We start from the raw sequence: 12192 nt of genomic DNA, 5'->3' as shown, positions 1-12192 counted from the left end.
GCCCGGCGCCCGCCGCGGCGGGCGCCGCAACCGTCGCTCCAAGGACTGATCACCGCGATGTTCCGCCGCGCATTCTGGTTCACCACCGGCGCCGCCGCCGGAGTGTGGGCCACCAACAAGGTCCACCGAAAGCTGCGCAAGCTGCAGCCCGACAGCCTCGCCGCGCAGGCCGCGGACAAGGCCGTCGAGACCGGACACCGGCTGCGCCAATTTGCATTGGACGTACGGACCGGAATGGCGGACCGTGAAGAGCAGCTGCACGACGCCCTCGGGATCGGGTCGCCCGCCGAGGTGCGCGAGCTGCCCGCACCGCGCCGCGCGGTGCTCGAAACGCCGTACCGAACCACGAGAACGACCGGACCGAACGGTCTGACCGGACCGACTGGAAAAGAGGACCACTGATGGAGTCGGCTGAAATCCGCCGCCGCTGGCTGCGCTTCTTCGAGGAGCGCGGGCACACCGTCGTGCCGTCGGCGTCGCTCATCGCGGACGACCCGACGCTGCTGCTGGTCCCCGCGGGCATGGTCCCCTTCAAGCCGTACTTCCTCGGCGAGGTCAAGCCCCCCTTCAAGACCGCCACCAGCGTCCAGAAGTGCGTCCGTACGCCGGACATCGAAGAGGTCGGCAAGACCACCCGGCACGGCACGTTCTTCCAGATGTGCGGCAACTTCTCCTTCGGCGACTACTTCAAGGAAGGCGCCATCAAGTACGCCTGGGAGCTGCTGACCGGCTCGCAGGCGGACGGCGGCTACGGCCTCGACCCGGAACGGCTCTGGATCACCGTCTACCTGGACGACGACGAGGCCGAGCGCATCTGGCACGAGGTCATCGGCGTGCCCACGGAGCGCATCCAGCGGCTGGGCAAGAAGGAGAACTACTGGTCCATGGGCGTCCCCGGCCCGTGCGGTCCGTGCTCCGAGATCAACTACGACCGCGGTCCGGAGTTCGGCGTCGAGGGCGGCCCGGCCGTCAACGACGAGCGGTACGTGGAGATCTGGAACCTGGTCTTCATGCAGTACGAGCGCGGAGCGGGCATCGGCAAGGAGGACTTCGAGATCCTCGGCGACCTGCCCAGCAAGAACATCGACACCGGCCTCGGCCTGGAGCGGCTGGCGATGATCCTGCAGGACGTGCGCAACATGTACGAGACGGACACCCTGCGCGTCGTCATCGACAAGGCCACCGAGCTCTCCGGCGTCCGCTACGGCGCGTCGGACGACTCCGACGTCTCCCTGCGGGTGGTCGCCGACCACATGCGGACGTCCACGATGCTCATCGGCGACGGCGTCACCCCCGGCAACGAGGGCCGCGGCTATGTGCTGCGCCGCATCATGCGCCGCGCCATCCGCAACATGCGGCTGCTCGGCGCCGACGGGCTGGTCGTCGGCGAGCTGCTGGACGTCGTCATCAAGACGATGGGCCAGCAGTACCCGGAGCTGCTGGAGGACCGCCGGCGCATCGAGACGGTCGCCCTCGCCGAGGAGGCCGCCTTCGTCAAGACGCTCAAGGCCGGTACCAACATCCTCGACAGCGCCGTCACGGAGACCAAGTCCGCCGGCGGCACGGTGCTCTCCGGCGACAAGGCGTTCCTGCTCCACGACACCTGGGGCTTCCCGATCGATCTCACCCTCGAAATGGCCGCCGAGCAGGGGCTCTCGGTCGACGAGGAGGGCTTCCGCCGCCTGATGAAGGAGCAGCGGGAGCGCGCCAAGGCCGACGCCCAGGCCAAGAAGCACGGCCACGCCGACCTGTCCGCCTACCGCGAGGTCGCCGACACCGCCGGCACCACCGAGTTCACCGGCTACAGCACGACCGAGGGCGAGTCCTCCGTGGTAGGCCTGTTGGTCAACGGCGTCCCGGCGCCCGCCGCCCATGAAGGCGACGAGGTCGAGGTCGTCCTGGACCGCACCCCCTTCTACGCCGAGGGCGGCGGGCAGCTCGCCGACACCGGCCGGATCAAGCTGGACTCCGGCGCCGTCGTCGAGGTCCGCGACGTCCAGCAGCCGGTCCCGGGCGTGACCGTCCACAAGGGCGTCGTCCAGGTCGGCGAGGTGGTGCTCGGCGCCGCCGCGTACGCCGCCATCGACGTGACCCGTCGGCGCGCCATCGCCCGTGCCCACAGCGCCACCCACCTCACCCACCAGGCGCTGCGCGACGCCCTGGGCCCGACGGCCGCCCAGGCCGGTTCGGAGAACTCCCCGGGCCGCTTCCGCTTCGACTTCGGCTCGCCGACCGCGGTGCCCGGCTCGGTGCTGACCGACGTCGAGCAGAAGATCAACGACGTGCTGGCCCGTGAGCTCGACGTGCACGCCGAGGTCATGAGCATGGAGGACGCCAAGAAGCAGGGCGCCATCGCCGAGTTCGGCGAGAAGTACGGCGAGCGGGTCCGCGTGGTGACCATCGGCGACTTCTCCAAGGAGCTGTGCGGCGGTACGCACGTCCACAACACCGCCCAGCTGGGCCTGGTGAAGCTGCTCGGCGAGTCCTCCATCGGGTCCGGCGTGCGCCGTGTCGAGGCGCTGGTGGGCGTGGACGCCTACAAGTTCCTGGCCCGTGAGCACACCGTCGTCTCGCAGCTCACCGAGCTGGTCAAGGGGCGCCCGGAGGAGCTGCCGGAGAAGATCTCCGGTGTCCTGGCCAAGCTGAAGGACGCCGAGAAGGAGATCGAGAGGTTCCGCGCCGAGAAGGTGCTGCAGGCCGCGGCCGGGCTGGCCGAGGGTGCCCGGGACGTCCGCGGGGTGGCGCTGGCCGCCGCGCAGGTCCCGGACGGCACCTCCGCCGACGATCTGCGCAAGCTGGTACTGGACGTCCGCGGCCGGATCCGTGGCGACCGCCCGGTGGTTGTGGCGCTTTTCACGGTCGCCAACGGCCGTCCGCTGACCGTCATCGCCACCAACGAGACCGCCCGCGAGCGCGGCATCAAGGCCGGCGACCTGGTCCGCACGGCCGCCAAGACGCTCGGCGGCGGTGGCGGCGGCAAGCCGGACGTGGCCCAGGGCGGTGGGCAGAACGCCGCCGCGGTGCCCGAGGCCATCGCCGCCGTCGAGCGGCTCGTGGCCGAGGCGGCCTGACGCGGGTGAGCGAGATGCGACGCGGCCGGCGCATCGCGGTGGATGTCGGGGACGCCCGGATCGGGGTCGCCTCGTGCGACCCCGACGGGGTCCTCGCCACCCCCGTCGAGACCGTGCCGGGACGTGATGTCCCCTCAGCACACCGGCGGCTCAGGGCGATTGTCGAGGAGTACGAGCCACTGGAGGTCGTGGTCGGACTGCCCCGCTCACTCAGTGGGGGAGAGGGTCCGGCCGCGGCCAAGGTCCGGGCTTTCGCACAGGAGTTGGCCCGGAACGTCGCGCCCGTGGGGGTGCGGCTGGTCGACGAGCGGATGTCGACGGTCACCGCGACCCACGGGCTGCGGGCCTCCGGGGTCCGGAGCAAGAAGGGCCGCTCGGTGGTCGACCAGGCCGCCGCGGTGGTCATTCTCCAGAGCGCGCTGGAAACCGAACGAAGCTCTGGGCAGCCGCCCGGGGAGAGCGTCGAAGTGGTCATCTGATCGCGGTACGGTAACGTTCCGCGGGATGTGGCGGCGGTTCGAACAGCCGCGCGTGCAAGTAGAGGCGGATGGGTACCGCAGGCGCTGCCGGCAAGGGGCGCCCCGCCTCTCGGCTCTAGGGGATCGATGACCGAGTATGGCCGGGGCTACGGCTCCGAACCGTGGCATCCCGAGGACCCGCTCTACGGAGACCAGGGTCCCTACGGAGGCCAGGCGCAGCAGCCTCAGTGGAACGGGCAGCAGCCCGCCGGGTATCCCCAGCAGCACCCGCACCCCCAGCAGTACCCGCACCCCCAGCAACTTCCGCAGCAGCCCCAGCAGCAGTACGACCCGGGTCACGGCGGCTGGACCGGCGCACCGCAGAACGGCCAACTGCCGTACGACCCGTACGACCCCTACGGACAGCACTCGCAGCACCCGCCGGCCGACCCGTACGCGGCCCATGGCGGCCAGGAGTACTACGGCGGCCAGGTCGGCTACGCGTTCCAGGACACCCGGCAACTGCCCGCGCAGCAGGCGGTGCCGCAGCAGGCGGTGCCGCCGCAGGATGCGCAGCAGTACGGCCAGGTGCCGCATCCGCAGCATCCCGACGGGCACGTCCAGGAGTACGGTCCGCAGCATTTGCAGCAGGGCGAGCCGCCCTACGACGACCCGGCCGCTGCCGCCGCCGCGGACGACGGGCGGGCCGAGCCGGCGCCGGCCGGGCGGGAGCCGGGGGACTCGTTCTTCACCGACGACCCGGACGACGGGCGCGGCGACCTCGATCCGGAGGACGAGGACACGTCCGGCCGGGAGCGCCGCGGCAAGAAGAAAAAACGTCGCAGCGGCACCGCCTGCCTGGTGATGACCCTGACCCTCGCCGGTGTCGTGGGCACGGTCGGCTACTTCGGCTACGGCTTCTTCATGCGGCACTTCGGCTCGGCCCCCGACTACACGGGCGAGGGCACCGGTGAGGTGCAGGTGGTGATCCCGAACGGGGTGCCGCTGTCCGCGATGGGCGTGATCCTCGCCAAGGACGGTGTGATCAAGAGCTCCGGGGCGTTCACCGAGGCGGCCGACAGCAACAAAAAGGCGCAGAGCCTCCAGCCCGGCACGTATTCGCTGCGCAAGCAGATGTCCGCGGCTGCCGCCATCGATCTGATGCTGGACCCGAAGAGCCGCAACGGCCTCACGATCCGCGAGGGCCTGCGGGCCGGCGCGGTCTACGAAATGATCGACAAAAAGCTCAAGCTCAAGGCGGGCACCACCAAGGAAGTCGCCAAGACCCAGGTCAAGAGTCTGGGGCTGCCGTCCTGGGCCGATGGCTCCCCGAAGATCAAGGACCCGCTGGAGGGCTTCCTCTATCCGTCGACCTACAGCGTGGGCGACAATGCGAAGCCCGCCGACGTCCTCAAGGAAATGGTCGGGCGGGCCACCCGGGAATACCAGAAGTACGATCTCGAAGCGAATGCCCAGAAATTCCATCTGACGTCTCCGCTGCAGCTCATCACGGTCGCGAGCCTCACCCAGGCCGAAGGCATGACACACGATGACTTCCGGAAGATGGCCGCTGTCGTCTACAACCGGCTGGCTCCGACCAATAAGGACACGAACCAGAAGCTGGAATTCGACTCGACGTTCAACTACCTAAAGAACCAGAGCAAGATTAATATCAGCACCGACGAAATCCGGCACTACAACGACCCCTACAATACCTACTTCTACAAGGGTCTGCCGCCCGGTCCGATCGGAAATCCCGGTGCCGACGCACTCAAGGCGACCATCAATCCGGATGATTCCGGGAAGTGGCTCTACTTCATTTCGGTGGACGGCAAGACGACGGAATTCACCACGAATCTCAACGACCATATGAAGCTGGTCCGGGAATTCAACAAGCGGCAGCAAGAGAAGAAGCAGCAGCAGAACGGGAGCTGAAGGCAAGGCCGTGTCCGACAACAAGAAGGCGGCGGTCCTCGGATCGCCCATCGCGCACTCCCTCTCGCCGGTGCTGCACCGTGCCGCCTACGACGCACTCGGGCTCACCGGCTGGGAGTACGGCCGCCACGAGGTCGACGAGGCCGCGCTCCCCGCGTTCCTGGAAAAGCTCGGCCCCGAGTGGGCCGGCCTGTCGCTGACCATGCCGCTCAAGCGCGCGGTGATCCCGCTGCTCGACGAGATCACCCCCACCGCGGCCTCCGTCGAGGCGGTCAACACCGTCGTGTTCGCCCCCGACGGGCGCCGCCTCGGCGACAACACCGACATCCCGGGCATGCTCGCCGCGCTGCGCGAGCGCGGCGTCGACACGGTCGAGCGGGCCGCCGTCCTGGGCGCGGGCGCCACCGCCTCCTCCGCGCTGGCCGCGCTCTCCCGTATCTGCACCGGTGAGGTCACCGCCTACGTCCGCAGCGCGGCGCGCGCCGCCGAGATGCGCGGCTGGGGCGAACGGCTCGGTGTCCCGGTCCGCACCGCCCCGTGGGAGGACGCCGCCGCGGCGTTCGAGGCACCGCTGACCATCGCCACCACCCCCGCGGGCAGCACCGACGCGCTCGCCGCCGCCGTTCCCGACCGGCCCGGCACGCTCTTCGACGTCCTCTACGAGCCCTGGCCGACCACGCTGGCCACCGCCTGGGTGGCCCGCGGCGGCGCCGTCGTCGGCGGCCTGGACCTGCTGGTCCACCAGGCCGTCCTCCAGGTCGAGCAGATGACCGGGCGGTCCCCGGCACCGCTTGCCGCGATGCGCACGGCCGGCGAGGCGGCGCTCGCGGCCCGCTGATCCGCCGCCCCGCCCCGGGCGCCCCGCGCCCCCGGTCCGCTGCGTGGACGGCGCGCCGCGCTGCCCGCGCGGCGTGGGAGGATCAGGGGAAAGACCGTACGCGGATGAGCAGCACATGAGCAGTGACTGAGGAGCACCGTTGAGCAGGTTGCGCTGGCTGACGGCGGGGGAGTCGCACGGCCCCGCACTCGTGGCGACGCTGGAGGGCCTTCCGGCCGGGGTCCCGATCAGCACGGAGCTGGTGGCGGACGCCCTGGCCCGTCGCCGGCTGGGCTATGGCCGCGGTGCCCGGATGAAGTTCGAGCGGGACGAGGTCACGTTCCTGGGCGGCGTGCGGCACGGCCGCTCGCTGGGCTCCCCTGTGGCGATCATGGTCGGCAACACCGAGTGGCCCAAGTGGGAGCAGGTGATGGCCGCCGACCCGGTCGACGAGAAGGAGCTGGCCGAGCTGGCCCGTAACGCCCCGCTGACCCGCCCCCGCCCCGGCCACGCCGATCTGGCCGGTATGCAGAAGTACGGCTTCGACGAGGCCCGCCCGATCCTGGAGCGTGCCTCCGCCCGGGAGACCGCGGCCCGGGTCGCGCTGGGCGCGGTCGCCCGCTCCTTCCTGAAGGAGACGGCCGGCATCGAGATCGTCTCGCATGTCGTCGAACTGGCCGCCGCCAAGGCCCCGTACGGCGTCTACCCCAAGCCCTCCGACGTCGACAAGCTGGACGCCGACCCGGTGCGCTGCCTGGACGCGGACGCCAGCAAGGCGATGGTCGCCGAGATCGACCAGGCCCACAAGGACGGCGACACCCTCGGCGGCGTGGTCGAGGTACTGGCGTACGGCGTGCCGGTCGGCCTCGGTTCGCACGTCCACTGGGACCGGCGGCTGGACGCCCGGCTGGCCGCCGCCCTGATGGGCATCCAGGCCATCAAGGGCGTCGAGGTCGGCGACGGCTTCGAGCTGGCGCGGGTGCCCGGCTCGCAGGCGCACGACGAGATCGTGGCCACCGAGGACGGCATCAGGCGCGCCTCGGGCCGCTCCGGTGGCACCGAGGGCGGGCTGACCACCGGTGAACTGCTGCGCGTGCGCGCCGCGATGAAGCCGATCGCTACGGTGCCGCGGGCGCTGGCGACGATCGACGTCGCCACCGGCGAGGCGGCCAAGGCGCACCACCAGCGCTCCGACGTCTGCGCGGTGCCGGCCGCCGGCATCGTGGCCGAGGCGATGGTGGCGCTGGTGCTGGCGGACGCGGTGGTGGAGAAGTTCGGCGGCGACAGCGTGCCGGAGACCCGCCGCAACGTCCGGAGCTACCTCGACAACCTGGCGATCAAGTGACCGCGCCGGTCGTCGTACTGGTCGGCCCGCCCGGGGCCGGCAAGTCCACCGTGGGTGCGCTGCTGGCCGCGCGGCTGGGGGTCGGCTACCGGGACACCGACGCCGATATCGTCGCCACCGCCGGCAAGCCGATCGCCGAGATCTTCATCGACGAGGGCGAGCCGCACTTCCGCGAGCTGGAGCGGGCGGCGGTCCGTACGGCTCTGGGCACCCATCCCGGAGTGCTCTCGCTCGGTGGCGGCGCGATCATGGACGACGGCACCCGGAAGCTGCTGACCGGACTGCCGGTCGTCTTCCTGGACGTCGAACTGGCCGACGCCGTCAAGCGGGTGGGCCTGGACGCGCCGCGCCCGCTGCTAGCGGTCAATCCGCGCAAGCAGTGGCGCGAGCTGATGGAGCGGCGCCGCCCGCTGTACACCGAGGTCGCGCGCGCCGTGATCGCCACGGGTGAGCGCACCCCCGAGGACATCGCCGGCGCGATCGTGGACGCTTTGGAGCTACGGTCGGCCGCGGACGCCGCGCGGCCCGCCGGCAGGGAGGAACAGGCATGACGGAGCAGGCCACCCGCATCCAGGTCGGCGGTACCGCCGGCACCGATCCGTACGAGGTCCTCGTCGGGCGGCAGCTGCTGGGCGAACTCGCCGGCCTGATCGGGACGGCGGCCAAGCGCGTCGCGGTGCTGCACCCCGAGGCGCTGGCCGCCACCGGCGAGGCGCTGCGCGAGGACCTGGCCGCCCAGGGCTACGAGGCGATCGCCGTCCAGCTGCCGAACGCCGAGGAGTCCAAGACCGCCGAGGTCGCCGCGTACTGCTGGAAGGCGCTCGGGCAGACCGGCTTCACCCGCACCGACGTGATCGTCGGCGTCGGCGGCGGCGCCACCACCGACCTGGCCGGCTTCGTCGCCGCGACCTGGCTGCGCGGGGTGCGCTGGATCGCCGTACCGACCACCGTCCTGGGGATGGTGGACGCGGCGGTCGGCGGCAAGACCGGCATCAACACCGCCGAGGGCAAGAACCTCGTCGGCGCCTTCCACCCGCCGGCCGGGGTGCTCTGCGACCTGGCCGCGCTGGACTCCCTGCCGGTCAACGACTACGTCTCCGGACTGGCCGAGGTGATCAAGGCCGGCTTCATCGCCGACCCGGCGATCCTCGGCCTGATCGAGTCCGACCCGGAAGGCGCCAAGCGCCCCGACGGCCCGCACACCGCCGAGCTCATCGAGCGGGCGATCCGGGTCAAGGCCGAGGTGGTCTCCGCGGACCTCAAGGAGTCCGGTCTGCGCGAGATCCTCAACTACGGCCACACCCTGGCGCACGCCATCGAGAAGAACGAGCGCTACAACTGGCGGCACGGCGCCGCGGTCTCCGTCGGCATGGTCTTCGCCGCCGAACTCGGCCGGATCGCGGGCCGGTTGGACGACGCCACCGCCGACCGGCACCGTGCCGTCCTGGCCTCCGTCGGACTGCCGCTGACCTACCGCGGCGACCAGTGGCCCAAGCTGCTGGAGACCATGAAGGTCGACAAGAAGTCCCGCGGCGACCGGCTGCGCTTCATCGTCCTGGACGGCCTGGCCAAGCCGACCGTCCTGGAGGGCCCGGACCCGGCCATGCTGCTCGCCGCGCACGCGGAGATCGCTTCGTGAGCGACGGACGCGCGGCCACCGTGCCGCGGAGGACGACGGCCGCACCGCTGCGCCGCGCGGGCGGAGAGGCGAACAACGCGGGCGGAGACGGGGGTACCACCGGGCGGAGCCTGGGGGAGAACGGAAGGAGCACAGCGTGACGCGCCCGGTACTGGTCCTCAACGGCCCCAACCTCGGCCGGCTGGGCTCCCGCGAGCCCGATGTCTACGGCGCCACCTCCTACGCCGGACTGGTCGCCGAGTGCGCCCGGCTCGGCGCGGAGCTGGGTTTCGAGGCCGAGGTGCGGGAGACCAACGACGAGGGCGAGATGGTCCGTTGGCTGCACGAGGCCGCCGACGGATCGATTCCGGTCATCATCAACCCCGGTGCCTTCACGCACTATTCGTACGCGATGCGGGACGCCGCCGCCCAGCGCACCGCCCCGCTCATCGAGGTGCACATCTCGAACCCGTACGCCCGCGAGGAATTCCGCCACAATTCGGTCATCGCGGCGGTCGCCAGCGGCACCGTCGCGGGTTTCGGTATCGGTTCGTACCGGCTCGCGCTCCGCGCGCTGGCCGAGGAACTCTCCGGCTGACACGCCCGCTTCGGTCATCCACCCTGCCCTCGGCCGTTCATTCGACGGACGCCGGGGGTAGGGACCCTTCCGGGCAGCCGCCGGGAAGGTACGGTTCACAGCAGCACCACCCACCACCAGCGGTGGGGCACCAACGGCCCTTCCGGGCCGGTCGGTTACCGCACGGCGCACCGGGCAGCCACGCCCGGCGCCGCGCACCGCACCACGTCGACCGCACGAGACGGAGAGCCACCGGATGCAGTACGCAGTGGGGGCTCCGCTGCCGCCGCCCCGCGGGCCGCTTCACACCCCCGGGGCCGCCATGAGCTGGACGCCCCACCACGGGCAGCCCCTCCCGCCCGGCTCGCCGCCCGCCCCCGCGGGCCCGCCGCCCGCCGCCCCGCCGGCCCCCGCATCGCCCGCGCACGGCGCCCCCGGGCCGGGCTGGCCTGCCCCCGCACCGCACCAGGCCCCGCCCACCCAGCACAGCACCGACATCACCGGCCATGTCCAGCTGCCCCCGGGCGCCCCGGTCCCGCTGCCCAGCCCGCCCGCCGACACCGCCGCACCGGACGCCGCGCACGCCGCCGTCGCGGTGCTGCTGATCGGCCCGGCCGGCGCCGGCAAGACCAGCGTGGCCCGCCACTGGGCCGACACCCGGCGGGTGCCGACCGCGCACATCAGCCTGGACGACGTCCGCGAATGGGTCCGGTCCGGTTTCGCCGATCCGCAGTCCGGCTGGAACGACAACTCCGAGGCGCAGTACCGCCTCGCCCGCCGCACCTGCGGCTTCGCGGCCCGCAACTTCCTTGCCAACGGCATCTCCTGCATCCTCGACGACGCGGTCTTCCCGGACCGCCCGGTCGTCGGCCTCGGCGGCTGGAAGCGCCATGTGGGCCCCGGTCTGCTGCCGATCGTGCTGCTCCCGGGGCTGGAGATCGTCCTGGAACGCAACGCCCGGCGCACCGGCAACCGCCGTCTCTCCGACGAGGAGGTGGCCCGAATCCACGGCCGGATGGCCGGCTGGTACGGCTCCGGACTGCCGATCATCGACAACTCCCAGCACGACGTCGCCACCACCGCCGGGATGCTCGACGACGTCGTGGCCCGCAGCATCGCCAGCCCGCCCAGCTGGTAGACCGCGCCCGCGGCCGGTCCCCCGGGCGGCCGTCTCGAACGGCCGCCTCGGGAGTGCGGTCGTAGGCTGGCGATATGTCCGAGTTGTACGCGGTTCGACGCACGCGGCTGCGCGACCGCTGCGCCGCAACCGGAAGCTGTGCCGCCCTGATCTCGCGCCCCGCGAACGTCCGCTACCTCACCGGCTGCACGCCGCCCGGCGCGGCGCTGCTGCTGGGTCCCGGCGATGACGTACTGCTCTGCGGCAGACCGCTGAGCGGCGACCCCTCCGAAGGGCGCCCCGCCGACGACGTGCGGATCTCCGTACTGCCCAGCCGCGGTGGCGATCCCGTCGTGGCCGCCGCCGACCTGGCCGCCAAACAGGGCGTCCGCACCCTCGCCGTCGAGGAGCACCACCTCACCGTCACCCGCCACCGGGCGCTCGCCCAGGTCGCCCCGCAGATGCGGCTGACCGATCTGGCCTGCGCCGTCGAGGCGCAGCGGCTGGTCAAGGACGACGACGAGATCGCCTGTCTGCGGATCGCCGCGGAGATCAGCGACCAGGCCCTGGGCGAACTCCTGGAGTCGATCCTGGTCGGCCGGACCGAGCGGCATCTCGCGCTCGAACTGGAACGGCGCCTGGTCGACCACGGCGCCGACGGCCCGGCCTTCCCGACGTCCGTCGCGACCGGACCGAACTCCGGCCGCGCCCTGCACCTGCCCACCGACCGCAGGGTGGAGGAGGGCGACTTCCTGACCGTCGGCCTGGGTGCGAACTACCGCGGCTACCGCTGCGAGATCGGCCGCACCTTCGTCATCGGCACCACCCCGGCGGACTGGCAGATCGAGCTGTACGATCTGGTCTTCGCGGCCCAGAAGGCCGGCCGGGAGGCGCTGGCACCGGGTGTGGAGTGCCGCGAGGTGGACCGGGTGACCCGTCATCTGCTGGAGACGGCCGGGCACGGCGAGGGGGTCGGACCGTGGACCGGGCACGGTGTCGGACTCGAAATCGATGAGGACCCTCAGTTGTCACCTGCCGCCATGGGTAAACTGGACGCTTGCGTGCCGGTCACCGTCGAGCCGGGGGTTCACATCCCGGGCCGTGGGGGTGTCCGGATCGACGACACCCTCGTCGTCCGCCCCGAGGCGGACGGCGGACCCGAGCTACTCACGATCACGACCAAAGAGCTGCTCGCCCTGTGAGCCCGCGGGCTCACGGCGCGCGGCTTCGAGGTTTCCACCACCTGTAGTCCAG

At 71.7% G+C, this 12192-nt stretch carries 11 protein-coding genes; all 11 read left to right on the top strand.

What is annotated here, in order from left to right; genetic code table 11:
* Positions 1-402, top strand: a 402-nt coding sequence (locus tag RZ84_RS06660; RefSeq protein WP_241777608.1) for a DUF6167 family protein, incomplete at its 5' end; no start/stop codon positions are given.
* Positions 402-3071, top strand: coding sequence for an alanine--tRNA ligase (alaS, locus tag RZ84_RS06655; RefSeq protein WP_043263504.1), 2670 nt, complete (start codon positions 402-404; stop codon positions 3069-3071). The genes RZ84_RS06660 and alaS, both read left to right, overlap by 1 nt.
* A gap of 14 nt (positions 3072-3085) precedes the next feature.
* Complete coding sequence (gene ruvX / locus RZ84_RS06650; RefSeq protein WP_043263503.1) at positions 3086-3550, top strand: Holliday junction resolvase RuvX; 465 nt, start codon at positions 3086-3088, stop codon at positions 3548-3550.
* A gap of 126 nt (positions 3551-3676) precedes the next feature.
* Positions 3677-5464 (top strand): endolytic transglycosylase MltG, encoded by a 1788-nt coding sequence (gene mltG, locus RZ84_RS06645; protein ID WP_043263502.1) that lies wholly within the window; start codon positions 3677-3679, stop codon positions 5462-5464.
* Between the two features lie 10 nt (positions 5465-5474).
* Positions 5475-6302 (top strand): shikimate dehydrogenase, encoded by an 828-nt coding sequence (locus RZ84_RS06640; protein ID WP_043263501.1) that lies wholly within the window; start codon positions 5475-5477, stop codon positions 6300-6302.
* A gap of 139 nt (positions 6303-6441) precedes the next feature.
* On the top strand, positions 6442-7626 hold the full coding sequence (gene aroC / locus RZ84_RS06635; protein WP_043263500.1) for a chorismate synthase: 1185 nt from the start codon (positions 6442-6444) through the stop codon (positions 7624-7626).
* Positions 7623-8177: a shikimate kinase gene (locus RZ84_RS06630; protein ID WP_043263499.1), complete on the top strand. Its 555-nt coding sequence runs from the start codon at positions 7623-7625 to the stop codon at positions 8175-8177. Before aroC ends, RZ84_RS06630 begins: the two co-directional genes overlap by 4 nt.
* Positions 8174-9265, top strand: a complete 1092-nt coding sequence (gene aroB / locus RZ84_RS06625; protein ID WP_043263498.1) for a 3-dehydroquinate synthase — start codon at positions 8174-8176, stop codon at positions 9263-9265. Before RZ84_RS06630 ends, aroB begins: the two co-directional genes overlap by 4 nt.
* A gap of 136 nt (positions 9266-9401) precedes the next feature.
* On the top strand, positions 9402-9842 hold the full coding sequence (aroQ, locus tag RZ84_RS06620) for a type II 3-dehydroquinate dehydratase (protein WP_043263497.1): 441 nt from the start codon (positions 9402-9404) through the stop codon (positions 9840-9842).
* Between the two features lie 235 nt (positions 9843-10077).
* Positions 10078-10959 (top strand): Pro-rich N-terminal domain-containing protein, encoded by an 882-nt coding sequence (locus RZ84_RS06615; RefSeq protein WP_043263496.1) that lies wholly within the window; start codon positions 10078-10080, stop codon positions 10957-10959.
* Between the two features lie 74 nt (positions 10960-11033).
* Entirely contained in the window at positions 11034-12140 is a 1107-nt protein-coding gene (locus RZ84_RS06610; RefSeq protein WP_043263495.1) for an aminopeptidase P family protein, read from the top strand.
* Positions 12141-12192 lie beyond the last annotated feature (52 nt).

This window comes from Streptomyces sp. CT34, from assembly GCF_000805335.1.
In the GTDB taxonomy this organism is placed as follows: Bacteria; Actinomycetota; Actinomycetes; order Streptomycetales; family Streptomycetaceae; genus Streptomyces.
Note: the sequence above shows the minus strand (reverse complement) of the source record. Positions and strands in the feature narration are given on the sequence as shown.

What these genes read in the sequence shown, in the direction of transcription:
- RZ84_RS06615 (WP_043263496.1), top strand. Translation starts at nt 10,078, where the DNA reads ATGCAGTACGCAGTGGGGGCTCCGCTGCCGCCGCCCCGCGGGCCGCTT.
- mltG (WP_043263502.1), top strand. Translation starts at nt 3,677, where the DNA reads ATGACCGAGTATGGCCGGGGCTACGGCTCCGAACCGTGGCATCCCGAG.
- alaS (WP_043263504.1), top strand. Translation starts at nt 402, where the DNA reads ATGGAGTCGGCTGAAATCCGCCGCCGCTGGCTGCGCTTCTTCGAGGAG.
- RZ84_RS06610 (WP_043263495.1), top strand. Translation starts at nt 11,034, where the DNA reads ATGTCCGAGTTGTACGCGGTTCGACGCACGCGGCTGCGCGACCGCTGC.
- ruvX (WP_043263503.1), top strand. Translation starts at nt 3,086, where the DNA reads ATGCGACGCGGCCGGCGCATCGCGGTGGATGTCGGGGACGCCCGGATC.
- aroB (WP_043263498.1), top strand. Translation starts at nt 8,174, where the DNA reads ATGACGGAGCAGGCCACCCGCATCCAGGTCGGCGGTACCGCCGGCACC.